The 24517-nt window shown below is 60.1% G+C and carries 25 protein-coding genes; 8 read left to right on the top strand and 17 right to left on the bottom strand.

What is annotated here, in order from left to right; genetic code table 11:
- Positions 1–457: 457 nt before the first annotated feature.
- Complete coding sequence (locus HCZ23_RS03405; RefSeq protein WP_167600266.1) at positions 458–1321, top strand: GNAT family N-acetyltransferase; 864 nt, start codon at positions 458–460, stop codon at positions 1319–1321.
- 2 nt (positions 1322–1323) lie between these two features.
- Here HCZ23_RS03405 and HCZ23_RS03400 read toward each other — a convergent pair whose 3' ends face one another.
- Positions 1324–1644 carry a DUF1992 domain-containing protein gene (locus HCZ23_RS03400; protein WP_167600265.1) on the bottom strand — a complete coding sequence of 107 codons (321 nt, stop codon included), beginning with the start codon at positions 1642–1644 and terminating at the stop codon, positions 1324–1326.
- Between the two features lie 90 nt (positions 1645–1734).
- Between HCZ23_RS03400 and HCZ23_RS03395 the strand changes: the two genes are divergently transcribed.
- Together HCZ23_RS03395 and HCZ23_RS03390 are read left to right on the top strand one after the other, a co-directional pair.
- The gene (locus tag HCZ23_RS03395) at positions 1735–2196 is read left to right on the top strand and encodes a MarR family winged helix-turn-helix transcriptional regulator (protein WP_167600264.1); all 462 of its coding nucleotides are present in this window, start codon (positions 1735–1737) and stop codon (positions 2194–2196) included.
- Positions 2197–2339: 143 nt separating this feature from the next.
- Positions 2340–2966: a PRC-barrel domain-containing protein gene (locus tag HCZ23_RS03390; protein ID WP_167600263.1), complete on the top strand. Its 627-nt coding sequence runs from the start codon at positions 2340–2342 to the stop codon at positions 2964–2966.
- 100 nt (positions 2967–3066) lie between these two features.
- Here the strand turns inward: HCZ23_RS03390 and HCZ23_RS03385 are convergent, their stop codons facing one another.
- The 6 genes from HCZ23_RS03385 to HCZ23_RS03360 form a co-directional block, all read right to left on the bottom strand.
- On the bottom strand, positions 3067–4050 hold the full coding sequence (locus HCZ23_RS03385) for an ABC transporter substrate-binding protein (protein WP_167600262.1): 984 nt from the start codon (positions 4048–4050) through the stop codon (positions 3067–3069).
- Positions 4051–4117: 67 nt separating this feature from the next.
- Positions 4118–4891 carry an ABC transporter permease gene (locus HCZ23_RS03380; protein ID WP_167600261.1) on the bottom strand — a complete coding sequence of 258 codons (774 nt, stop codon included), beginning with the start codon at positions 4889–4891 and terminating at the stop codon, positions 4118–4120.
- The gene (locus HCZ23_RS03375; RefSeq protein WP_167600260.1) at positions 4888–5757 is read right to left on the bottom strand and encodes an ABC transporter permease; all 870 of its coding nucleotides are present in this window, start codon (positions 5755–5757) and stop codon (positions 4888–4890) included. Before HCZ23_RS03375 ends, HCZ23_RS03380 begins: the two co-directional genes overlap by 4 nt.
- The gene (locus tag HCZ23_RS03370; protein ID WP_167600259.1) at positions 5754–6530 is read right to left on the bottom strand and encodes an ABC transporter ATP-binding protein; all 777 of its coding nucleotides are present in this window, start codon (positions 6528–6530) and stop codon (positions 5754–5756) included. The genes HCZ23_RS03375 and HCZ23_RS03370 overlap by 4 nt, the downstream gene beginning before the upstream one ends.
- Positions 6531–6617: 87 nt before the next feature.
- Positions 6618–8072, bottom strand: a complete 1455-nt coding sequence (hydA, locus tag HCZ23_RS03365; protein ID WP_167600258.1) for a dihydropyrimidinase — start codon at positions 8070–8072, stop codon at positions 6618–6620.
- A gap of 72 nt (positions 8073–8144) precedes the next feature.
- Complete coding sequence (locus tag HCZ23_RS03360) at positions 8145–9395, bottom strand: Zn-dependent hydrolase (RefSeq protein ID WP_167600257.1); 1251 nt, start codon at positions 9393–9395, stop codon at positions 8145–8147.
- 313 nt (positions 9396–9708) lie between these two features.
- Between HCZ23_RS03360 and HCZ23_RS03355 the strand changes: the two genes are divergently transcribed.
- Positions 9709–10323 (top strand): TetR family transcriptional regulator C-terminal domain-containing protein, encoded by a 615-nt coding sequence (locus HCZ23_RS03355; protein ID WP_167600256.1) that lies wholly within the window; start codon positions 9709–9711, stop codon positions 10321–10323.
- Positions 10324–10485: 162 nt separating this feature from the next.
- Positions 10486–11076 carry a hypothetical protein gene (locus HCZ23_RS03350; RefSeq protein WP_167600255.1) on the top strand — a complete coding sequence of 197 codons (591 nt, stop codon included), beginning with the start codon at positions 10486–10488 and terminating at the stop codon, positions 11074–11076.
- 254 nt (positions 11077–11330) lie between these two features.
- On the opposite strand, the gene preA is transcribed toward HCZ23_RS03350, so the two are convergent.
- Both preA and HCZ23_RS03340 read right to left on the bottom strand, forming a co-directional pair.
- Complete coding sequence (gene preA / locus HCZ23_RS03345) at positions 11331–12629, bottom strand: NAD-dependent dihydropyrimidine dehydrogenase subunit PreA (RefSeq protein WP_167600254.1); 1299 nt, start codon at positions 12627–12629, stop codon at positions 11331–11333.
- Between the two features lie 3 nt (positions 12630–12632).
- Positions 12633–13970, bottom strand: a complete 1338-nt coding sequence (locus HCZ23_RS03340) for an NAD(P)-dependent oxidoreductase (RefSeq protein WP_167600253.1) — start codon at positions 13968–13970, stop codon at positions 12633–12635.
- 316 nt (positions 13971–14286) lie between these two features.
- Between HCZ23_RS03340 and accB the strand changes: the two genes are divergently transcribed.
- The 3 genes from accB (at position 14287) to aat (ending at position 16863) form a co-directional block, all read left to right on the top strand.
- Complete coding sequence (gene accB / locus HCZ23_RS03335; protein WP_167600252.1) at positions 14287–14778, top strand: acetyl-CoA carboxylase biotin carboxyl carrier protein; 492 nt, start codon at positions 14287–14289, stop codon at positions 14776–14778.
- Positions 14779–14789: 11 nt separating this feature from the next.
- Positions 14790–16136 (top strand): acetyl-CoA carboxylase biotin carboxylase subunit, encoded by a 1347-nt coding sequence (gene accC, locus HCZ23_RS03330; protein ID WP_167600251.1) that lies wholly within the window; start codon positions 14790–14792, stop codon positions 16134–16136.
- Positions 16137–16218: 82 nt separating this feature from the next.
- Positions 16219–16863: a leucyl/phenylalanyl-tRNA--protein transferase gene (gene aat / locus HCZ23_RS03325; protein ID WP_167600250.1), complete on the top strand. Its 645-nt coding sequence runs from the start codon at positions 16219–16221 to the stop codon at positions 16861–16863.
- Here aat and HCZ23_RS03320 read toward each other — a convergent pair.
- The 8 genes from HCZ23_RS03320 to HCZ23_RS03285 all read right to left on the bottom strand — a co-directional run bounded on the left by HCZ23_RS03320 (position 16827) and on the right by HCZ23_RS03285 (position 24514).
- Complete coding sequence (locus HCZ23_RS03320; protein ID WP_167600249.1) at positions 16827–17366, bottom strand: DUF2155 domain-containing protein; 540 nt, start codon at positions 17364–17366, stop codon at positions 16827–16829. The genes aat and HCZ23_RS03320 overlap by 37 nt on opposite strands.
- Complete coding sequence (mlaD, locus tag HCZ23_RS03315) at positions 17363–17827, bottom strand: outer membrane lipid asymmetry maintenance protein MlaD (protein ID WP_167600316.1); 465 nt, start codon at positions 17825–17827, stop codon at positions 17363–17365. Before mlaD ends, HCZ23_RS03320 begins: the two co-directional genes overlap by 4 nt.
- Entirely contained in the window at positions 17827–18210 is a 384-nt protein-coding gene (locus tag HCZ23_RS03310) for an NADH:ubiquinone oxidoreductase subunit NDUFA12 (RefSeq protein WP_167600248.1), read from the bottom strand. Before HCZ23_RS03310 ends, mlaD begins: the two co-directional genes overlap by 1 nt.
- 194 nt (positions 18211–18404) lie before the next feature.
- Entirely contained in the window at positions 18405–19673 is a 1269-nt protein-coding gene (gene clpX, locus HCZ23_RS03305) for an ATP-dependent Clp protease ATP-binding subunit ClpX (protein ID WP_167600247.1), read from the bottom strand.
- 215 nt (positions 19674–19888) lie between these two features.
- Positions 19889–20512, bottom strand: a complete 624-nt coding sequence (locus tag HCZ23_RS03300) for an ATP-dependent Clp protease proteolytic subunit (RefSeq protein WP_167600246.1) — start codon at positions 20510–20512, stop codon at positions 19889–19891.
- Between the two features lie 295 nt (positions 20513–20807).
- Positions 20808–21899 carry a DUF1513 domain-containing protein gene (locus HCZ23_RS03295; RefSeq protein WP_167600245.1) on the bottom strand — a complete coding sequence of 364 codons (1092 nt, stop codon included), beginning with the start codon at positions 21897–21899 and terminating at the stop codon, positions 20808–20810.
- A gap of 52 nt (positions 21900–21951) precedes the next feature.
- A complete protein-coding gene (locus HCZ23_RS03290) occupies positions 21952–22974 on the bottom strand; it encodes an imelysin family protein (protein WP_167600244.1) in 1023 nt (340 codons plus the stop codon).
- A 10-nt stretch (positions 22975–22984) separates the two neighbouring features.
- A complete protein-coding gene (locus HCZ23_RS03285; RefSeq protein WP_254869913.1) occupies positions 22985–24514 on the bottom strand; it encodes a di-heme oxidoredictase family protein in 1530 nt (509 codons plus the stop codon).
- Positions 24515–24517: the final 3 nt, after the last annotated feature.

The following is a 24517-nucleotide window of genomic DNA, read 5'->3' as shown; positions in this document are numbered from 1 at the left end:
ACACCGGGTCTTTGGGCGACACCTCCACGCTGGCTGAGCCCGCCGTCGTCGAGGAGCTGATCGCGAATTCGCTGTACAATCTGAGCGCATAACGCAAAAAGTTCGCGGTGCGAACGAATTTTGCAAAATCACAAAGCCCGCTCCGCATTCTTGGGGCGGGCTTTTCATTTACACCAGAGCCGTCAGGGCGAAACACTGCGCGTCCAGCGCGCGGAGAGGCCCAGACGAGGATGTACGCTCCAGACCTGTAACAAACAGGCGACCTCTGTCAGATTGCGTGGGAAACGGGAATGTTGCATGATTTCTCCTCTTACACGTTCCCTATCCTGCGCCCGAACACTTCCGCATTGGTTAATGCACGCGCCCTGCTCTGTGACATTCCATTAAACTTTTAATGATCCCCCAAACCTGCCTCATCTGAAAGGTTTGTTAACCCTCTTCTGCCAGGCATGAGCCTATGGATGTGCGCGAGATCGAGACACAAAAAACATGGGAGGCGCTGGCGGATCGGGTCATGGCGCCCCTGCCCCAGCGTTGGCTCTATGGCGACGCCGCCAAGCGTGTCGGACGCGAGGTGGTGCGGCTTTGCGTTTTTGAGGGTGCCGCGCCTGTCGCGCTGGCGCAGATCGTGATGCGATCTATGTTCGGCATTCGAACACATCTTATCACCCGAGGCCCGCTTTTTTTCGATGAACCTGACAAAGTGAGCCGTAAAACCGCCCTGCGGAGCCTGCGTCGCGCGCTGCCTCAGGGGATCAAACTGGCCTCTCCCGAGGAACGTCTGGGACGCGTCCCGCTGTCGACCCCGCCTGAGATTGCGGAATTGGACCTAAGGCCCTGCCTCTCGGGACTTCGCACGCAGATGAACGGTAAATGGCGCAACGGGTTGAAAAAGGCCGAGGCGACGCGGCTCAAGGTGGCCCGACTGGAAGCAACGCCCGCAGCGCTCATGCCATTGTTGCAGGCGGAAAAAGACCGTCAGGCCGCGGGCAAATACCGCGCTCTGCCGCCGGAGTTCACGCTCGCCCTCCAAGAGGTTGCGCCGCGGTCCCTGCGCCTCTTTACTTCCTCGGATGCGCAGATGCTCTTTGTCGTTCACGGCAACAGCGCGACCTATCAGATTGGTCACAGCGGTCCTGAAGGGCGTGCGCAAAATGCTCACAACCTGATCCTGTGGGAGGCGATGCAGCGTCTCAAGGCGGAGGGTGTGATGCGGCTCGATCTGGGCACTTTGGATACGGCCAAAGCCCCCGATCTGGCGCGTTTCAAATTGCGCAGCGGCGCCACCGCGCGGCGACTTGCGCCAGCGGCACTCATCTAGGGTCACGAACTGCGATAATATTTGCGCCGGGCCTCGACCTCGATATCGAGCCGGAGCTGCACTTGCGCGATCTGGCGGATCAAATTCTTGCGGGCCTCCGCCTCGACCGTGTCACGCAGCAGCGCAGTCAGCGCCTCGATCTCTTTGCGCAACTCGAATTCACGCGGCACAACACCCGCCTCGGCCATGATGCGAAAGCCCGCCGCATCGCTGTCCGTGCCGCTTTGCATGTTCAAAGGCTTGCCCGCCCCTTTCAAATTGTCGAGCTGACCTTCGGCCTTGGCCTTAAGAATTTGTCTTTCGCTAAGCGTCGACCATTTCATCAGCGGCCCTCCACAGATGCCCAAAAGGATTCGTCAACTTAGTTGACAGATTAAGACGTCCCGCCCTAAAACACAAGAAAGGAGGCCGCGATGTCCGACACAACGAGGAGAGACATGCGCCCGGCAGATCAGCTTTACGCCGGGATTCAACTGACCCGCCCGCTACTGCGCAACATCACCGCACGGGTGGAGCGCGATTTGGAGGGCACAGGGATCACGGTCGGCCAGAGGGCGATTTTGGAGGTGCTTTTGGCACTCGATCACGCCACCGCCCCACAGATCACCGCACATCTCGATGTCACACGGCAATTCGTCGGGCGTGAGCTCAAGTCGCTGGTGGCGGAGGGCAAACTTGAGACCGAGGAAAACCCCGCGCATCGCGCCTCGAAGTTTTACCGGCTCACGGAGCGGGCGCGCGCGCAGATCCTGTCCATCCGCAGGCGCGAGATGCAGGAGATCGACGCCTTCGCACATGGGTTCACGAAAGAAGAAATCCGGGGATTTCATAAAATTCTTTGTGCCTTGAATACGGCATTCTCGGAAAGAACCTGAGAAAAATGAAGTTCAATTATTTGATTTATCTATCTATTTTAAACACTCGGAGCCATTTTTAAAATTTCTCAGGAACTTCCACCAGCCCGCTTTCATTGTCTCTCCATACCACATGCGAAACGCATGATTGAGAGGAGAAAAAGATGAAAACCCTGACACACAAACTGATGACCACCGCCGCTGTGATCGGCCTTGCCGCGACTCCGGTCTTTGCCGAAATGTCCAGCGAGACCGATGCGACCGTGTCTGAGGACGGTGTGACCATGCAGAGCGACACCACCATGGAGGCCCCGGCTGTGGACGACGCCATGGAGAGCGCCGAGGGCACCATGGACGATGCGATGACCGGCGCGGAAGAGACCGCCGAAGACGTCGCCGATGCGACCTCCGAAACGGCGAATGACGCATGGGAAGCGACCAAAGACGGTGCTCAAAACGTTGCCGCAGCACTTGAGACCTTTGGTCAGGAAACCGTGTCCGAGATTGTCGGCACCCAGGTTCTGACCGAATCCGGTGAAGACATCGGCGAGATCGACGCCATCGTGTCTGTGGACGGTGAAGTCAAAGCGATCGTCGGCGTCGGCGGCTTTCTCGGCATTGCCGAACACGACGTTCTGATCGAGATCGACCAATTCTCCATGGTCGACGAGAACAGCGTGATGATCCAAGGCGCGACCGAAGAAGAGCTGAAGGCGATGCCGGATGTGGATCTTTCTGATTATGAAGAGGTCGAAGGTGACCTGACGCTTGAACAAGCGATGAATTCGTAATCTGACACGCATATCCCACCCTGCCTCACACAAAACGGGATATGTGAAGCCCGCCCCGGATCTGCTCCGGGGCGGGTCTTTTTTTAAAAATCGAAGCCGCTTAGTTCAGTGCAGCGTCTGTGATTTCAAGCGTATAGGCGCCTTCCGGCGCTTTGGTGATCACCGGATCGGAGCCACCGGACAGAAGCGATTCCACGGTGCGCTCGTAATCGGCCACGTCCAGCGCGCCGTTGGACCCTGCGGTCAGCTTGGCCACTTCGGTCATCATGCGGACCTGATGCTCCATGGTCTGCGCGCCGGTTTCATCATACTCGAGCACGATCTCGGCGGCCTCTTCCGGGTTTTCTTCGGCGTATTTCCAGCCTTCCATGGAGGCCGCCACAAAGCGGGCCATTTTGTCCTTGAAGGCCTCATCTGTCAGGCTGTCTTCGAGCACATAAAGACCGTCTTCGAGCGTGGCCACGCCCTGGTCTTCGTATTTGAAGGTGATGAGATCGTCGGCGGAAATGCCAGCGTCGATCACCTGCCAATATTCGTTATAGGTCATGGTGGAGATACAGGCGGCTTGTTTTTGCAACAGCGGATCGACGTTGAAGCCCTGTTTCAGGACCGTCACACCGCCTTCGGAGCCATCGGTCGGGATGCCCAATTTGCCCATCCACGAGAGGAACGGATATTCGTTTCCGTAGAACCAGACGCCCAACGTCTTGCCCGGAAAATCCTCGGGCCCGGTGATGCCGGTTTCTTTCAGACAGGTCAGCATCATGCCGGAGGATTTATAGGGCTGCGCGATGTTCACCACCGGCGCGCCGTTTTCACGTGCGGCCAGAGCCGACGGCATCCAGTCGACCATGACATCGGCACCACCGCCCAGCAAAACCTGCACCGGAGCCACATCCGGGCCGCCCGGCTTGATCGTCACGTTGAGATCGGCTTCCTCGTAAAAGCCTTTCTCCAGCGCCACATAGTAGCCCGCGAACTGGGCCTGGGTGACCCATTTGAGCTGAAGCGTCACGTCATCTGCGGCGAAGGCGCCAGAGCTCATAGCGGCCAGAGCAGCGGCGCTCGTCAGTAGCTTTTTCATCGTGTTACAACCTCCAAGTTGTGTCTTGTGGCCGAGTTTTTTTCCCGTGCCATTCGTTGTCGCGAGGTTACCCGCGTTGTGAGGGGTGCCAGAAGGTCACCCGTTTTTCGATGCCCGCAACCAGACCGTAAAGCGCGGTCCCGGTGACGGCAGACACCACAATCTCAGCCCAAACCATGTCCGTTGCCAAGCGTCCCATCTCTGTCGTGATGCGAAAGCCCATGCCCCGGATCGGAGAGCCAAAATATTCAGCAACAATCGCCCCGATCAGCGCCAGAGAGGTGGCGATTTTCAACCCGTTGAACAGGAAAGGAAGCGCCGCCGGTCCGCGCAATTTGTGGAGCGTTTGAACATGCGTCGCACCATAGGTGCGCATCAGGTCGCGCTGCATCGGATCGACCGCCGCCAGACCGCCTAAGATGTTCACCAACATGGGGAAAAACACCATGATGGCGACCACGGCGGCCTTGGACTGCCAGTCAAATCCGAACCACATCACCATGATGGGCGCGAGGCCCACGATGGGCAGGGCTGCAAAGAAATTCGCCACCGGCATGAGGCCGCGTTTCAGGAAGTCGAAGCGGTCGATGATCAGCGCCAGAATGAGCGCCGCCAAAGTGCCCATCCAAAGGCCGTTGAGCGCCCCTTTGACAACAGTTTGCACCCAGTCCTCCCAGAGGATCGGCAGGGAGCCTGCCATGGCGGCCCCAATCGCGGTCGGAGGCGGCAGGATCGCGGGAGAAACGCCAAAGACGCGCACCACGACCTCCCAAAGCACCAAGACCAAGAGGCCAAACCCCAGAGGCCAGGCGATTTTCTCGAACGTCGTGTCAGGTCTCATACCGCACGCCCTCCCATCAGATTGCGCGCGAGTTTTTCGAACCCGCCGACGAGGAAAATCAGGATCGCGGCCAGGATCGCCGCCGCAAAGAGCGCGGCCCACATGATCATCGGCTCGCCGAACTGCGATCCGATCAGCATCCGTGCGCCAAGACCCGCGATGGCCGAAGTCGACAGTTCTGCCACCACCGCGCCGACAAAGGCGGCGGCGACGGAAACTTTGAGCGAGGCAAAGAAATAGGGCATGGAAGACGGCAGGCGCAGTTTCCAGAAGACTTCGCTCTGGCTGGCGCCATAGGTTTTCAAGAGATCGAGCTGCATCTGATCCGGGCTTTGCAGGCCTTTGACCATGGAGACGAGCACTGGATAAAAGCTCAGATAGGCGGCGATGATCGCCTTGGGCACCATGAGCGTGCCGGTGCCGACTGCGTTTGAGAGCACGACAATGATCGGCGCCAAGGCCACAATCGGAATGGTCTGGGAAATGATCGCCCAGGGCATGAGCGTCAACCGCCCGATGCGGCTCAGCACGATGACGGTGGCGATTGCAATGCCGATCACGATGCCAAAGCCAAAGCCCAAAAGCGTGGTCTTCAGCGTGATCGAGCCTTGATAAACCATCGAGCGTTTCGAGGTGATTTTCTTCTCGACCGTCGTATCCCAAAGCTCCGTCACGATCTGATGCGGCGCGGGCAAAAGCGGGCGTTTTTGCGACATGGTGTCGGTGATCAGCTCGGAAAACGTGACCTCGGTGCCGGCGCGTTCGGCCTGATCATAGGTCCATGTGCTGTTCATCTTGACGGCCGCCGCGTACCAGATGACGATGAGCGCGAGGAGGACTGTCAGGACAGGAATGATTTTACTCATACGTCATGCCCCGCTCTGAGGCCGTCGCGCACCCGATGCGCAATCTCGATGAACTCGGGCGTGTCGCGGATTTCCAGCGGGCGCTCTTTCGGCAGCGGGCTCTCGATCACATCGGTGATCCGACCGGGACGCGGGCTCATGACGACGATTTTGGTCGAGAGATAGACCGCCTCGGGGATCGAGTGGGTCACGAAGCCAATGGTCTTATTGGTCGCGGCCCAGAGTTTCAGAACCTCTTCGTTCAGCTTGTCACGCACGATCTCGTCCAAAGCACCAAAAGGCTCGTCCATCAACAGAATTTCCGCATCAAAGGCCAAGGCACGGGCAATCGAAGCGCGTTGCTGCATGCCCCCGGACAATTGCCAAGGGTATTTCTTGCCAAAGCCCTTGAGGTCCACGAGGTCCAGCACCTTTTCGACCCGCTTGTCCATGTCCTGTTTCGGGAAATCCATGATCTCCAGCGGCAGCTTGATATTGCCCGCAATCGTGCGCCACGGATACAGACCCGCCGCCTGAAACACATAGCCGTAGGACCGTGACTTGCGCGCCTCTTCGGGCGTCAACCCGTTGACCGTCAGCGTGCCGCCGGTGGGCGTCTCAAGCCCGGCGATACAGCGCAGGAACGTGGTCTTGCCACAGCCCGACGGCCCGATGAAGGACACGAACTCCCCCTTGTCGATCTGGAGATTGACGTCCTTGAGCGCATGCACAGGCCCGTCGTTGGTCTGAAAGGTAAGATCGACGTTCTGCGCGTCGATGACTGGCTTTTTCATTGGCTTATGTCTTTATTTTTGCTGCGGTTTCGCAGCCTGTCCCTGTTGTGCGGGCGGGCCTTGTGCGGCCCTGCCCATAGCTTACGCTCAGACGCCGGTCACCGGAATGCCTGCGCGTTCCACCGGACGCGGGGCGGTCAGTTCTTTCCACTTCGACAGCGCCTTGTTCACCGTCGCATTCGGATCGCGGGCGATGAAGTCTCCGTGGCCTTCCTTGGCCTTCAACTCGCCCTTGTCGACCGCAACATAGCCGCGAGTCAGGACGTAGCGCGGCAGTGCCGTGACCTCGATCCCCTCGAAGACATTGTAGTCGATCGAAGAGGCCTGTGTCTCAGCCTTGATGGTTTTCGACATCGTCGGGTCCATCACGATCAGGTCGGCATCCGCGCCCACCAAAACCGCGCCCTTCTGCGGGTAGCAGTTGAGGATTTTCGCGATATTTGTGGAGGTTACGGCGACAAATTCATTCATCGTGATGCGGCCCGTCTCGACCCCCATGGTCCAGAGCACCGGCAGTCGGTCTTCCAAGCCGCCCGTGCCATTCGGGATTTTCGAGAAATCGCCCACGCCGTAGCGTTTCTGTTCCGTCGTGAAGGCACAGTGGTCGGTCGCGACACAGGACAGCGTGCCCGAAGCAAGCCCGGCCCAGAGGCTGTCCTGATGTTTTTTGTTGCGGAACGGCGGCGACATCACACGGCGCGCGGCATGGTCCCAATCCTCGTTGAAATACTCGCTCTCATCCAACACAAGGTGCTGGATCAACGGCTCGCCCCAAACGCGTTTGCCGTTCATCTTGGCGCGGCGGATGGCCTCATGCGCCTCTTCGCAGGAGGTGTGCACCACATAGAGCGGCGCGCCCGCCATATCGGCGATCATGATCGCGCGGTTGGTCGCCTCGCCCTCCACTTGCGAGGGGCGAGAATAGGCATGCGCTTCCGGCCCGGTGTTGCCCTCGGCCAATAGTTTCGTCGTCATCTCGGCCACGAGATCGCCGTTCTCGGCATGAACCAAAGGCGTCGCGCCCAGCTCGGCACAGCGTTTGAAAGAGGCGAACATCTCGTCATCGTTCACCATCAACGAGCCCTTGTAGGCCATGAAATGTTTGAACGTGTTGATGCCCTTCTCTTCGGTGATGATCTTCATCTCATCGAAAACCTGTTCGCCCCACCAGGTGATCGCCATGTGGAAGGAATAATCGCAACAGGCCCGCGCCGATTTGTTGTCCCAGACCTTGATCGCATCCAAGAGCGACTGCCCCGGATCGGGCAGTGCGAAATCGACGACCATGGTGGTGCCACCCGCCAGCGCCGCGCGCGTGCCTGCGTAGAAATCATCCGAGGAATGCGTGCCCATGAAGGGCATTTCCAAATGCGTATGCGGGTCAATCCCGCCCGGCATGACAAAACAGCCCTCCGCATCGAGGATTTCATCGCCCGTCAGGTCCGGCCCGATCTCGACGATCTTGCCATCCTCGATTTTCACGTCGGCCTTATAGGTCAGATCGGCGGTGACAACCGTGCCGCCTTTGATCACCTTGCTCATAACTCTCTCCTTGTTGGCAAAAGCGGCGCGCCTTATCCCCGGCGCGCTCCTGCTTTTTCTTGGCTCAAATACTCATTCCACGATCTCAGCGGTTTCCAAAACCGCATGCAACAGCACATCGGTCCCCGCAGCCGCCCAGTCCTGCGTGATCTCTTCGGCCTCATTGTGAGACAATCCGTCAACACAGGGGCACATGATCATCGTGGTGGGCGCCACGGCGGCGGCCCAGCAGGCATCGTGACCGGCGCCCGAGACGATATCCATATGCGAATAGCCCAGCGTTTCCGCAGCTTTACGGACATTGGACACCAGCTCCGGGGTGAAGGTCACCGGGTCGAAATGGCCGACGGGTTCGACGGAACAGCCCACCCCGATCTCTTCGCAAATCTTCGCGGCACGTTCCTCGATCTGGCTGCGCATGGAGGTCAGTTTTTCGATGTCCGGCGTGCGGATGTCGACCGTAAAGACCACTGTGCCCGGCAACACATTGCGCGAGTTCGGCGTGAATTGCATCTGGCCGACACCGCCCACGGCGTTCGGCTGGTGATCCATCGCCACCTCTTGCACCATCTCCAGAATCCGCGCCATGGCAAGGCCTGCGTTGGTGCGCATCGCCATCGGGGTCGATCCGGTATGCGCCTCCTTGCCGGTGAGCGTGAATTCGAGCCACCACAGGCCCTGACAATGGGTCACGACGCCGATGTCCTTACCCTCGGCCTCCAGAATAGGCCCCTGTTCGATGTGCAGCTCATAATAGGCGTGCATCTTGCGCGCGCCGACCTCTTCATCGCCTTTCCAACCGATGCGTGCCAGTTCCTCACCATAGGTCTTGCCCTCAAGGTCCGTGCGCCCGTAGGCATAGTCCATCGTGTGTTTGCCCGCGAAAACGCCCGAGGCCAGCATCGCGGGCGCAAAACGCGCCCCCTCTTCGTTGGCCCAGTTGGTCACCACGATCGGGTGTTTCGTCTTGATGCCCAGATCGTTCATCGTCCGCACCGCTTCGAGCGCGCCCAGAACCCCCAGAACCCCATCGTATTTCCCGCCCGTCGGCTGGGTGTCGAGGTGGGAGCCGACGTAAACCGGCAGCGCGTCGGGGTCGGTGCCTTCGCGGGTCATGAACATCGTGCCCATGGCATCGACGCCCATCGTCATCCCCGCCGCTTCGCACCACGACTGAAACAGCTTGCGCCCCTCTGCATCTTCGTCGGTCAGCGTCTGGCGGTTACAGCCGCCCGCAATCCCCGGCCCGATCTTCGCCATCTCCATCAGACTGTCCCAGAGACGTTCGGAGTTGATCTTGAGGTTTTCACCAGCGGCGGCCATGGGGTTTCCTTTCCAAAAATCTGTCCTGTCCCAAATGATCGGGGTCCAACTTGGGGTTGGGGCGGTCTCGCATGTTTCGGATCAGATGCGCCCGCCTCAGGCCCTCAAGTCCGGCCAACAACTTTGACCATTTGGTCAAGAGCACCCTAACAGCACCGCGCGCGGACGCGAAACAGAGCAAACGCCTAAAACCCATGCAAACTTGCATCAAGTGCGGATTTAAGGCAATTCAGACTTCGATTTGGCGTTTTTTTTGGCAATTATAAAGCGACAGACGCTAAAAGGCAGGATGGAAATGGGAATCGAGCGACACATGCCCGGACGACAACCGCGCACACGCATTCAGAAAAAGAACACAGAAACCATCCTGGAAGCGGCTTTGGACGTGTTTTCACAGCATGGATTTCGCGGCTCCACGCTTGATCAGATCGCCAAGGCGGCGGGGCTGTCAAAGCCCAATCTGCTCTATTACTTCCCCTCGAAAGTGGCGATCCACCGGGCCTTGATCGACGAGTTGATGCAGAATTGGCTCGATCCTCTGCGTAAAATCGAGGCGGACGGTGAGCCGGTCGAAGAGCTTCTCGCCTATGTTTTGCGCAAACTCGAGATGGCCCGCGAGTACCCCCGCGAGAGCCGTTTGTTCGCCAATGAGATCGTTCAGGGCGCGCCCAATATCATGGACAAGATCGAGGGCGAATTGAAAAGCCTTGTGGATGAAAAGGCCCAGGTCATCGACGGCTGGATCGCCTCGGGCGCACTGGCGCCGGTCGATCCCTATCACCTGATTTTCTCGATCTGGTCCACGACTCAGCATTACGCCGATTTCGACGCTCAGGTGCGCGCGATCCTTCGGCCCGAGGGAGATGCGCATTTCGAGGATGCGGCGGCCTATCTCGACACGCTGTTCCGCCGGATGCTGACCCCCTGATCCGGGCTCTTAACCCGCTGGAAAGTGAGTCGCGCCGCTCCGATCAGGGGCGGCGTTAATCCTGTTAACCAAGAGTAAAAATACTCGGGGGTATTAACCCTTCAAAAACCATACCCCTTTATAAAGAATGTCGGTGGGGGCTCCTGAGAAAAGGAGCTTAGCATGACCAATATCACGGGCGTGCCGGCTTTCGGAGGTGGTGGATTTGCATTCAGACAACCGCCAGATCCGCCGAAGCCAGACGTTCCTCAGATCGCGGAAACCGCGCTGAACGGAACGGCAACTTATACAAAGGGGAACGAGCTTCCCGGCCAGAATGGCGATATCCTGTCTTACAAGATCGACGAGGCCTCTGATGAGTCCTCCGTCACCGCGTCCGAGCGCGCGATGACATCTGAATATGACACCGATACAACGGAGCTTCCCGACGACATCCTGACCGGGCCGACTCCGGCATTTCAGGCCTCTGTCCTTGAGGTCGAGCTCGATCTGCGCAACACGATTGCCGAGATTGCTGCGAAACGCACGCAAGCCGAAGATGAGGCGGCGATTGCACCGAGAAATGCAGCGAAGGCAGAGGGTGCGGAGGCGACCGAGGCCCCGGAGGTGACGACAAACGCCTCTGAGGACAATGCCAAAGACATGGCCACCGAAGAGGTGATGGCGCTCAGCGATGCGCCCTCCGAGGCCATTGATCCAGAAGCCCGGCTCTCCGGCCCGGCGGCGGTTCAGAGGACACCTTTTGACGGCTGACGTCTGAGGCAATCTCCGAAACCAGTGGCGCCAGGATGGCGCAATTTTCAAGATGGAAATCGACCCCGATCACCGTGCCGGCGGGTGACCCTGCGGAGCTTTGCCGTTCGGATTGTCAGGGACGAAAAAACAAACCCCGAGAGTGTCTCGGGGCCTGTGGTGATGTCGTGCCCCCGCTGCATGTGCAGGTGCCGGGGCGCCTGCGGTGGGGAAATGTGCTGTCGGCTGACCGAAATCAGCCGACAAATCCCGCCTCACTCCGCAGAAACAGCAGCGACGTTGTTCGGATGCGTCGTCCAGTTGGCATAATCGCCAACCGGCTTGCCCGTGCGCTCGTCCATCTCGCCTTTTTCTAGCGTTTTCATGGTGATACAGCCTTCGATCGGGCAAACATTGACGCAGAGATTACAGGCCACACATTCATCGTCCTTGACGGTAAAAGTGCGATCCGGGCTCATCTCGATGGCCTGGTGCGAAGTGTCCTCGCAGGCCGCATAGCAGCGCCCGCAATTGATGCAATCGTCCTGATTGATCACCGCTTTGGTGACGTGATTGAGGTTGAGATACTGCCAATCCGTCACATTGGGCGTGGCTTTTCCGACCAGATCGGCGAGCGCCATTTCCTTTTCATCGAGGTATTGGCTCAGCCCCGAAATCATCTCTTCGACGATCTTGAAGCCATAGGTCATCACCGCCGTACAGACCTGCACATTGCCCGCGCCAAGCGCCATGAACTCCGCCGCATCGCGCCAGGTGGTCACGCCGCCAATGCCCGAGATCGGCAGGTTTGCCGTCGCCGGGTTGCGGGCAATTTCGGCCACCATGTTCATCGCAATCGGTTTCACCGCCGGGCCGCAATAGCCGCCGTGGGTGCCTTTGCCGTCGATCATCGGTTCGGGCGAAAAGGCATCGAGGTTCACGGACGTGATCGAGTTGATCGTGTTGATCAGGCTGACCGCATCGGCGCCACCGCGCAACGCGGCCTCCGCCGGGTAGAGCACGTTGGTGATGTTGGGCGTCAGTTTCACGATGACCGGCAGGTCGGTCGCTTCCTTGCACCACCGTGTCACCATCTCGATATACTCGGGCACCTGCCCCACGGCAGAGCCCATGCCGCGCTCGGCCATGCCATGCGGACAGCCGAAGTTCAGCTCGAAGCCGTCACACCCCGTCTCCGCAATGCGCGGAATGATGTTTTTCCAGCTGTCAGCGTCACAGGGCACCATGACGGAGGCGATCAGCGCCCGGTCCGGATAGTCCTTTTTCACCCGCGTCATTTCTTCGAGGTTCACCTCCAAAGGACGGTCGGTGATCAGCTCGATGTTGTTGAGGCCCAAGAGGCGGCGGTCAGCGCCATGAATAGCGCCATAGCGCGGCCCGTTGACGTTGACGACCGGCGGGCCCTCTTCGCCGAGGGTCTTCCAGACCACACCGCCCCACCCGGCCTCAAAGGCGCGGCGGACGTTGTATTCCTTGTCAGTCGGCGGCGCGGAGGCCAGCCAAAAGGGGTTCGGGCTTGTGATGCCACAAAAGGTGCTTGTCAAATCGGCCATGGCTCAGCCCTCCATCAGCTTGGCGTGGATGTCTTCGGCGGCGTCGCGTCCTTCGGACACCGCAGTCACGGTCAGGTCTTCGCCGCCCGAGGCACAATCGCCCCCGGCCCAGACGCCCGCAATCGAGGTGCGACCGACGGCGTCCACCGCGATCTTGCCGCCGGTGATTTCGATCCCCTCCGGCGCACCATCGAGTGTCTGACCGATGGCCTTGAACACCTGATCGGCAGGCAAGCGGAAGGTCTCGCCGGTGCCTTTCAGACTGCCGCCTTCTTCGGAGGTATACTCGAACTCGACCTCCTCGACCGCGCCGTCACCGTAGACCGCAACGGGGGCCGCGTTGTAGAAAATCTGCACGCCTTTCGAGGCGGCGAGGTCCTGTTCAAAAGCAGAGGCGGCCATCCGCGCCCGGCCCCGACGATAGACCATGGAGACATTCTGCGCGCCCAGAAGTTTCGCCTGCACAGCGGCGTCCACAGCGGTCATGCCGCCACCGATCACCACGACATTGCGGCCCACGGGTAGTTTCGACAGGTCTTCGGCCTGCCGCAGCTCGGAGATGAAATCCACCGCGTCGAGCACGCCGTCGGCATCCTCGCCCTCAGCGCGAAGCGCGTTGACGCCTGCCAAACCAATCGCGAGGAACACGGCGTCATAGTCGGCTTTCAACCCGTCGAGCGTCAGCCCGTCGCCGAGCTTCTTGCCGGTCTCAACCGTGATCCCACCGATCTGCATCAGCCAGTCGACCTCTTTTTGGGCGTAACCATCGGGCGCCTTGTAGGAGGCGATGCCATATTCATTGAGCCCGCCGGATTTCGGACGCGCGTCGAACATCACCACGTCGTGGCCCTTCATGGCGAGACGATGCGCCGCCGCCAGACCCGCAGGGCCCGCGCCCACAACGGCGACGGTTTTGCCGGTCGCCTCGGCGCGGGTGTAGGGATGCACGCCTTTCGCCATCAGCGCGTCGGTGGCGTAGCGCTGCAAACGGCCAATCTCGACGGGTTTGCCCTCTGCGATCTCCCGCACACAGACCTCTTCGCAAAGCGTCTCCGTCGGGCAGACCCGCGCGCACATGCCGCCCAGAATATTCTGGTCGAAAATCGTCTTGGCCGCCGCCTCGGGCGTGCCGGTCATGATCTGGCGGATGAACAGGGGCACGTCGATCGAGGTCGGGCACGCCGTCATGCAGGGTGCGTCATGGCAGAAATAACACCGGTCTGCGGCGACGAGCGCCTCGTGATCGTCGAGCACCGGGTGCAGATCGGAAAACTGCGCGGCATAGCTCTCCTCGGGCAGGCGTCCGGCGGTGATGCCGGGCGTCAGCGGGCTGTTGGTCATCGGGCTTGCTCCCTGTTGGCTTGCTTTTCTTGGTGACTCGAGCGTGGCAGGCTTCAATTTTTTATCAAGCGGTAAAATTTATGATCCGGTCATTTTCGGTCTTATCCCGCTCTTCACGCCGCATAATCATGCGTGGACGCCCAAAACATAGGCAGAGTTTGCGCCATTCTCCCCGGGTCGGGGTCTGTTATCGGGTTTTCACGCAACGTCACAAGGCCTATATACGAACGCAGAAGATCAATCAGCCCGGGCTCGAACGGACCGCCAGACTTGGCAACCACACGAGACCTGAGCGGCCCAAAACCGAGTTGAACATATGACAAAGCAAAACGACGCCGACGTGGCTTTCATTCAGGCATTGGCAGAACTCCTGAGCGCCAACGAGCTCACCGAACTCGAAGTCATGCGCGAATATGGCGACAATGACAGCCTCAACGTCCGCGTGAGCCGCGCCGCCCCGCAGGTCGTTCAGACCGTGGCCGCAGCCCCCGCGCCTGTCGCCGCCGCCCCGGCTGCCGCACCCGCCGCCGCCGCACCGGCCGCAGCCTCCGACGCAGGCGATCCGGCCAACGATCCGAACGCCGTGCCCTCACCGATGGTCGGCACCGCCTATCTCGCCGCCGAACCGGGTGCTGCGCCTTTCGTAAAAGTGGGTGACAAGGTTTCCGAAGGTCAGACCGTTCTGATCGTCGAAGCCATGAAGACCATGAACCACATCCCCGCGCCGAAATCCGGGACCGTGAAACGCGTCCTCGTGGACGACGGCACCCCGGTCGAATTCGGCGCCCCTCTGATGATCATCGAATAAGGGGTTTGTCGATGTTCGATAAAATCCTCATCGCCAACCGGGGCGAGATCGCGTTGCGGGTGATCCGCGCCTGTCGCGAGATGGGCATCCAATCGGTGGCCGTCCACTCGACGGCTGACGCGGACGCCATGCATGTGCGGATGGCCGACGAAGCGGTTTGTATTGGCCCGAACAGCTCGGCCCAGTCCTACCTGAACTTCCCGGCCATCATCGCCGCCTGTGAAATCACCGGCGCTCAGGCGATCCACCCGGGCTATGGCTTTCTGTCTGAGAACGCCGCCTTCGTGCAGATCGTCGAAGATCACGACCTGACCTTCATCGGGCCCTCCGCGGAACACATCCGCCAGATGGGCGACAAGATCACCGCGAAAGAGACCGCCGAGAAACTGGGCATCCCTGTGGTGCCGGGGTCCAAAGGCGGCGTGCCCGATGTGGCGACGGCCAAGACAACCGCCGCCGACATGGGCTATCCGGTCATCATCAAAGCCACAGCCGGTGGTGGCGGGCGCGGCATGAAAGTGGCGCTGAACGAGGCCGAGCTTGAAGTCGCCTTCCGCACCGCGCGCTCCGAGGCGAAAGCCGCTTTCGGCAATGACGAGGTTTACATGGAGAAATATCTCCAGAAGCCGCGTCACATCGAGGTGCAGGTCTTCGGCGACGGTCAAGGCGGCGGTGTCCACCTTGGCGAGCGCGACTGTTCCTTGCAGCGCCGTCACCAGAAGGTTTTCGAAGAGGCCCCCGGTCCCTCGATTTCCCCCGAAGAGCGCGCCCGTATCGGCGGCATCTGTGCCAAGGCCATCGCGGAGATGGGCTACAAGGGCGCAGGCACGATCGAGTTTCTCTACGAGGACGGCGAGTTCTATTTCATCGAGATGAACACCCGTCTTCAGGTGGAACACCCGGTGACCGAGGCGATTTTCCGTCAGGACCTCGTGCGCGAACAAATTCGCGTTGCCTCCGGCGAAAAACTGTCCTTCACACAGGACGAGTTGATGCTGGATGGTCATGCCATCGAGGTGCGGATCAACGCCGAGAAACTGCCGAATTTCACGCCCTGCCCCGGTAAGATCACGCAATACCACGCGCCGGGCGGTCTGGGCGTTCGGATGGATTCCGGGCTTTATGACGGCTACACGATCCCGCCCTATTACGACAGTTTGATCGGCAAGCTGATTGTCCATGGGCGTGACCGGCCCGAAGCCTTGGCGCGTCTCAACCGTGCTCTGGGCGAGCTGATCGTCGATGGTGTCGACACCACGATCCCGCTGTTCCACGCGCTGTTGCAGGAAGAGGATGTGCTCACGGGCAATTACAACATCCACTGGCTGGAAAAATGGCTTGAGGCCAATCTGGGCTGACCTGAAACGTCGCTAAAGTTTGAAGGGCCGCGTGTGATGCGCGGCCTTTTCTTTTGCCCGCACTCACGTCACATTTGCCGCCATGAACCACGTCGAACTCACCCCGGAACTGATCCTGCAAGCCTATGCCAATGGCGTCTTTCCCATGGCGGAATCGCGCGAGGATGAGAGCCTCTTTTGGGTCGATCCACGCGAGCGAGGCGTCATTCCTTTGGACGGGTTTCACATCTCGCGCTCGCTGGCCCGGCTGATCCGGCAAGACCGCTATCGCGTGTCCTTCGATCAGGCCTTCGAGGCCGTGATGGAGGGCTGTGCCGATCGCGACGAGACCTGGATCAACGATACGATTTTAGATCTCTACACGGAGCTGCATGAGATGGGCTTTGGCCATTCCGTCGAGCTTTGGGAGGGGGATCGGCTGGTCGGCGGCACCTATGGGTTGGCCATAGGCACGGCGTTCTTCGGCGAAAGCATGTTTTCGCGCGTGCCCAGTGCTTCGAAGATCGTGCTGGCCTATCTGGTCGCGCATCTGAGACGCTCAGGCTTCACGCTCTTTGATACACAATTTCTGACAGACCATCTCGCCAGCCTCGGCGGGATTGAAATTCCTCGATCCGAATATCGCGCACTCCTGAGCAAAGCCTTGACAACACGGGCAGATTTCACGGCACACGCAGAGCCCCTGACGTCTCAGGACGTGCTACAGCTCAGGGGCCAGATGTCGTAACGCGGGTGGTCCATGGCGTTCAAAGCCGGGCTTGAGGCGACCATCCAGCCGGAAAACACCGGGGCCTCGTCACCTTGCGCGCGGACCACGAGATAGGCATAGGCATTACCCGAGGGGTTGTCCTCGGGGTAGCGGCAATCGCCCAGAAACACCTCAATCCGTCCGAAAACTTGCGTGCCACCGGTCTCCAGCGTCAAATCCTCGACTTGGCCGGTCAGCTTGTCGAGCGCACGCACGGTGGCCCCGGACGCCGAGACGACATTTTCCTGAAGCTCGGTGGTGATGTCTTTCAGCTCTTGCTGAAAGCCGTCATTGGGCAGGTTTTGCAGATCTTCAAGCGACAGCCCGCCAGCCCCAAAACCGCCGACCTGCTCGCCCTCATCCAAAGGTTGGATGATGATCTCATCGAGACCGGTTTCCAGATCGTCGTTGAACCCGCCGTCTTGCGCCCAAATGGGCGTGCTCAAGACCAAGGTAGCAATGAGCGCCGCACAACGGATCATTCCGAGGCTCCGTCGTCGCCGCTGCCGGTGACGAATTTCAGCAAGAGGTTGATCAGGCTCACGGAGCCCTGGGTGTCCGCGATCACCTGGCCATCCTCGAAATTGAACATCGAGCCGCCGGGCACCAGTTCGACGAAATTGCCGCCCAGAAGCCCCTCAGACGAGATCATCGCCGCCGTGTCATCCGGCAGCGCAATATCGCCGTCGAGCGTCAGTTTGGCTTCGGCGCGGAAGGTGTCGCGGTTGAGGTCCATCGCTGTGACCGTGCCGATCTTGACGCCCGCAAGGCGCACATCGGTGCCGGTCGAGATGCCTTCGGCAGAGCGAAAGGACGCGGTGAGTTGGTAGTGATCGGACGCGCCCGCGCCGAACCCGGTGATCTGGCCCGCATAGACCAGAAACCCGAAGGCCAGCGCCACGACGCCTGCGCCCACCGCAACTTCTGTCGGATTTTCGGCCATTATTCGGGCTGCCACGCCTCGTAATCGCGCCGCTCAATCGGCTTGGGCTGGCGGATCGAGCCCGCGGGCGCATAGGCTGCCACGGTGCCGGTCAGATTTTCGACATGCTCTTTTTCCCAGGGCTTGTGCTCAAGCGCCTCATGGCCCGGGTGGTTCGCAAAGGTGTGGTGCAGCCAGCCATGCCAATCCGGGCTGATCCGGGAGGCTTCGACATCGCCATTGTAGACAACCCAGCGACGGCTGTCGTTTTCATTGCGATAGAAGACATTGCCCTGGGCATCTTCGCCGACTTTGATGCCGTGACGCCATGTGAAAAGCTGCGTGCCAATGGTTTGACCTTTCCACCAGATCAACGCCCGCAGTGCCGTGTTCAAAATCCCCATGACGGTGTCACCTTTCGAATTTCGCTTGCATCTTTCTATGAACCATCCAGGCGCGGAGGTCCAGAGGGCAGCCGCTGCCCGCCCTGCCTTTTCCTGCTGAAATCCGCTTCAAATCCGCGTCACACCCCGGTGGCAAAGCAAAGCCCCGCCGACGGAAACCGCAGCGGGGCTTTGAAAACGTTCGGACGCATCTCTTAGGAGGCGGTCTTTTCCTTGGCGTCGTCCTCGGAATAGATCATCAAAGGCTTGGCCTCGGAGGTCACGGCCTCTTCGTTGACGACCACTTCGGTCACATTTTCCATGCCCGGAAGCTCGAACATCGTGTCCAGAAGGATGTCTTCGAGGATAGAGCGCAGGCCGCGTGCGCCGGTTTTCCGCTCGATCGCGCGTTTGGCGATGGCGGTGAGCGCCTCTTCGGTGAAGCTCAGTTCGGTGTCTTCCAACTCGAACAGACGCTGATACTGTTTCACCAGAGCGTTTTTCGGCTGGGTCAAGATGGTGACCAGCGCGTCCTCGTCGAGGTCTTCGAGCGTCGCCAGAACCGGCAGACGGCCAACGAATTCCGGGATCAGGCCGAATTTCAACAGATCTTCGGGCTCGAGCTCTTTGAACAGATCGCCAACACCGCGGTCGTCGTCGTTTTTCACATCGGCGCCAAAGCCCATCGCGGTGCCTTTGTTGCGCTGCGCGATGATGCGGTCGAGGCCGGCAAAGGCGCCACCACAGATGAACAGGATGTTCGTAGTGTCCACTTGCAGGAATTCCTGCTGCGGATGCTTGCGCCCGCCCTGCGGCGGCACGGAGGCGACGGTGCCTTCCATGATTTTCAGCAAAGCCTGTTGCACACCCTCGCCCGACACGTCGCGGGTGATCGAGGGGTTGTCGGATTTGCGCGTGATCTTGTCGACCTCGTCGATATAGACGATGCCGCGCTGCGCCCGTTCGACGTTATACTCAGACGCCTGCAACAGCTTGAGGATGATGTTTTCCACATCCTCGCCCACGTAACCGGCTTCGGTCAGCGTCGTGGCATCGGCCATGGTGAAGGGCACATCTAGGATGCGCGCCAGCGTCTGGGCCAAAAGCGTTTTACCGCAACCGGTCGGGCCGATCAGCAGGATGTTCGATTTCGCAAGCTCGATGTCCCCCGACCCTTTGGCGGCATGATTGAGACGCTTGTAATGGTTGTGCACAGCCACCGAGAGCACGCGTTTCGCGGTCGCCTGACCGATGACGTAGTCATCGAGCACCTGGCAAATCTCTTTCGGCGAGGGTACGCCTTCGGAGGATTTCAGACCCGAGGTCTTGGTCTCCTCGCGGATAATATCCATGCACAACTCGACGCATTCGTCACAGATGAACACGGTCGGACCCGCAATCAGTTTGCGCACCTCGTGCTGGCTCTTGCCGCAGAACGAGCAGTAGAGCGTGTTTTTGCTGTCACCACCGGACGAATTGCTCATCACATTCCCCTGAGCCTCAGGCTCTCTTGCGTTGTGCTTTGACCTATAGGCCCATCGGGGGCCAGCCGGTCAAAGAGCGATATTTGACAGAGTGTAGGACAGCCGTTTTTCGGGCACAATGGCAAAATCTCTCTGCCTGATGACCCGATTGGACGGCTCTCCCCCCTCATTTCGAGAGGGCGCATCGACCCGGTCAGGCCGAGACGCCCGTCATTTTATTCCGCGAGCGGCGCGCGGCTTTCGACGATCTCGTCGATCAGACCGAAGTCTTTGGCGTCTTCGGGCGACATGAAATTGTCGCGCTCAAGCGCATCGACCACGGTCTGGAGTTCCTGCCCCGTGTGCTTCACATAGATCTGGTTGAGGCGATCCTTGAGCTTTTGGGTCTCTTGCGCGTGGATCATGATGTCGGTCGCCTGACCTTGGTAGCCACCGGACGGCTGGTGCACCATGACGCGGGAGTTGGGCAGCGAGAAACGCATACCTTTTTCACCGGCCGTCAAAAGAAGCGAACCCATGGAGGCCGCCTGCCCCATCACCAGCGTCGAGACCTTCGGACGGATGTATTGCATGGTGTCGTAGATCGACAGGCCGGAGGTCACGACACCGCCCGGGCTGTTGATATACATGGCGATTTCTTTTTTCGGGTTTTCCGCCTCAAGAAACAGCAACTGCGCGCAGATCAGCGATGACATGCCGTCATGTACCGGGCCGTTGAGGAAAATGATGCGCTCTTTGAGGAGGCGCGAGAAAATGTCATAGGCGCGTTCGCCGCGGCTCGTCTGCTCGACCACCATGGGAACGAGCGTGTTCATGTAGGTATCAATCGGATCTTTCATCGGGCCCTGCCTGTTGTGTCGTCTGATGTGTTAGCGCGGAAGTGTTACCCAAGTCTTAGTAGCGGACCGGGGGGGCTGCAAGAGCACCCGGGACCTGTCTCGAAAATCAGCGCTCACCTTCTTGGCAGCAGGCTGTGAACGCATACGGATCACTCCACGCAAAATCATACAAAAACAGTTTCTTATGAGAAATTCATACTCTGGTAACCATGTTGGACAAAGCAGCAAAATCAGAGGTGTTGCCGCTTTGCCTCAAAATTAGACAAAATTTTTGTAAAATTTTATCGACCTGCGCTTACCCCACCAAAGACGGCAAAGCCACCAGGTGGTTGTCCCAGGCCAGACCCGGCACGGCGTTCAGAGGCGACATGCCCTCCTTGAGCGCCAAAAGCGCGCCAAAGCCGTCGGAGCCGAGATACCCCTCCCGCATGGGCGCCAGCCCGCAAATATCACCGCGCAGCACGGCGCCCAAGAAGGTGCCATCGGGCGCAAAACGATGCATCCGCCCGCCGCGCGGCGAAGTGATTGCCACCTCGGAGCCATCGCCCGCAAAGGCAATCGAGCCCGCGTAGCCCTTCATCGCATATTGCTCGCCCATCTCGGCCTCGGGCAAACGCACCTCTTCGCCGCGGCGATGCAACCCGATCAGAGGCACGAGCTCCATCTCATCGCCCTCCCATTGCATGGCAAAGGCGACCTGATCGTCCGGGCCGATCGCGAGGTGACGGATCGAGTTCTGATGCAGCTCAGGCGCCAGAACCACCTTCTCTTCTAGGGCAAAACTCGCAGAGAGATAGGCAAGCGAAGGCTCCATCTCGTCAATGTTTAACTTTTGCCGCCCCTCGCCAATCTCCGGGTGGGTAAAGATGCCACCATTGGCCACCACCAGCGTGCCGTCGGAGAGCGCGCGGATGTCATGCGGACCGATGCCGTGGGTCGCGACTTCGCCAACGCGGGCATAGCCCTTGGCGCGGTCCCAAATGCCCAAAACGCCCTTTTTCTCGGCGTAATTGTTCTCCGGCGTCACCAAAAGCGCGCCCTCGTTCACAAACAACCCGTGCCCCATGAAATGTCGCCCCTCGGGGGCATCCAAACGATGGGTGATCTTGCCGGTGGCACAGTTCACCACGACAGCAAAAGTCCCCGGACGGCGCGCGAAAGCCACTGCCTCAGGCTTTGTCGGATGGGCCGCGGCGGCGTGGCCGCGGGCCGGCAAGGGCGCGCGGAACAGGATTTGGGCCGTCTCGTCCAACCCGTAAAGTGCGTAATCGCCATTGGTGTCCTTGGCCGCGCCTAGAAAGGCAGGCGATCCGGCATCCGCCCAGCTCAGACGAGGAACGAGAGTTGCGGCCAAAGCTGCCTTGAGAAAGTTACGACGTGTGCTCATGTTTCCAGTTTCTTGATTTTATTGCGGGAAAAGATTTTCAAAATGGCGGAGGTCAGTCGCCATCGGACGAGTTGAACCCGGCGGCGACCCCCAAAGGCGCGCCAATCTCATTGGCGAGGTTGCCCATGAGGGTGGTGATATTCTGGCCGATGATCTCGATCTTCAACCGCCCCATCGGATCGCCCGCGCCCGCGAAGGACGGATCATTCAGCGCCTCCGTCAGGGCGATGGTTTTTGCGAAAGCCTCCTCGGAGAGCGGCATCTCGCCCGGCGCCAGGTTGCGTGCCAGATCGCGGGCGGCTTCGAGTTGCAGGATCACATTGCGCTCGGAGCGGCCGGAGCGGCGCGCCTCGGCGCGTTCGGGACGCGGCTTGTCAAAGGTGCCGATGGGCCGTCCGATGCGCTGATCCTTGGTGTTTTCCAAAGACGAGAGCAGCATGGTGTAAAGCGCCTGAACGCTTTCCTCTTTCGTCAGATAAAGCGGCTGAGGCGCCTCCCCGGCCATCAAAAGCGTCTGGGCGAACCCGTCGGGCGCGATCCATTCTTCTTTGATCTCCGCCGCCATACGGTGCAGGTCGTGGGTGATGGCTTGGACGAGGTGGCAGGAATAGCTGTCCTCGGCGTAGCCGTCGAACTGATCGTCAAACAGCATGTACTCCAAGGCAAAAAGCCCGCGCACCGCGATGGAGGCGTCGGCGAAGGCCTCGGGCGTCTCGACCACCGGGTCCTGGTCCGCGATGTAGCCCGAGAGCGTGCGCGGGATCATGCCCTTTTTGTCGGGCCAAAAGGCGATGGCGAGGATGCGGCCGTTCTTTTCAATCGGCCCCATATGCAGATGTTGCAGGCCCATCCAGGCATCAAAAGCCACGTCATAGGCGGGTTTGACATTGCCCGGCAGGCAATTGGCCTCCGTCACATCCGCCAGAAACGCCGTCGCGACATCAAAGCGGTCCACCGCTGGGATGGTGTGCTGGTTCACCGCACGGCTCAGTGCTTCGTCCAAGGGCGTGGCCATGGCAGGCACCAGAGGCACAGACAGGGCCAGAGAAAAGCAAAGAGCCGTGAAATAACGCATGTGGGGTCCCCTAGAGGCTTTCAAGAAAACGAATGAGCGCGGCGCGGTCTTCGGGGGGCATCTCCACCACGGCGTCGCGGGCCTTCTGGGCCTCGCCGCCATGCCAGAGCACCGCCTCCAAAAGCGTGCGCGCACGTCCGTCATGAAGGTAGGTCGTAGGCCCTGAAACGCGCGCCGTCAAACCGATCCCCCACAAAGGCGCTGTGCGCCACTCGGACCCTGTGGCGCGATGTTCGGGGCGATGATCGGCCAGCCCTTCACCCATGTCATGGAGCAACAGGTCGGTGTAGGGCCAAATGAGCTGGAACGAGCGCGGCGCATCGTCCTCGTCGCTGAGCCGTGCGGTGACATGTTTCGGAGTGTGACAGGCCGCGCATCCGGCCTCGGCAAACATCTCTTTGCCGCGCAGGACCTCTGGGTCATCCACGTCGCGACGCATGGGCACCGCCAAGTTTCGGGCGTAAAACGTCACCAAATCCATGCCGGTCTGGTCGATCTCATCGCCGCGCGCGTCGCCTGCGCCGTGCGGTGCCGCGCGGCAGTCGGCCTGTTCCGCCGTGCAATCGCCCGCAGGCGCGCGGAAGAGCGGAGAGGAAATGCCGATGTCGCCATGAAAGGCCGCAGCGGATTGTTCTTCGACCGTCGGCTCGCCGGCTTTCCAGCCGAAGCGTCCCAAAATGGGGGCATCAAAATGCCGTGACCAGACCAGATTGGGCCGCCCGGAGATGCCATCGCCATCGCGATCCCCCGGGTCGGCCAGCGCGAGAATGTCTTCGGAGGGAATCGCCTCCAAGAGCCCCAGCCCGATCATCGGGTTGGCGATCCGGGGGGAGGCTTGCAGGTCGTCGGGCAAAGGCCCGTAACCCGGATTGCCGATGCTATAAGTCGGCTGACGCAGGGTGACCACCTCGCCGCCCGACAGCGTGACGGGGATCTCCTGATAGCTGATCTCCATCCGGCCTTCCGGGGCAAACCCGACCAGCGCGAGGTCCTGCAACTGCCCACCGTACCCCGGCACGGGGCGGGTGCGCGGGGTGGCGCCCTGCCCATCGACTTGAGCGAGATAGGATTCGAGTTCCGTCAGAGGCGCGTCACCAGCGGGCACGGAGAGACGCAGGAACATCGAAGTGCGGTCGTCACCCGCGTGCTCCGGCGGATGGCCGCGTCCGTCGTTGACGTGGCAACGCTGGCACGACCGCGCATTATAAAGCGGCCCCAGCCCGTCGGAGGCTTTGGTGGAGGACGGCGAGGAGACCCAGAGCTTGGCAAAGAGCGCATTGCCCAGTTCGAAATCCAGTTTCTTCTCGAAGGGCAGCGTCGCAGGTGGCAAGGTGAAAGCCGTGTCATCGCCCGGATCGGCGACGGTGCCCGCGCCGCCTTGGTTGGCCTCGAAGGCTTCGGCTTTGGTGAAATCCGTTGTGGGTGCGATGACCGTCGCAATTCGCGCGCGCTCGGCCTCCGTGCGGGGCACGGTGGACAGATGCGGATCAGTTGTCAGGCCAGAAATCAGAAGTTGGTCGGCAAACGCACCCTGCCCCATGAG

The sequence above is a fragment of the Celeribacter sp. HF31 genome (assembly GCF_011806455.1).
Lineage (GTDB): Bacteria > Pseudomonadota > Alphaproteobacteria > Rhodobacterales > Rhodobacteraceae > Celeribacter.
The sequence above is the reverse complement of the archived record's forward strand: the minus strand, read 5'-3'. Positions and strand labels throughout refer to the sequence as shown.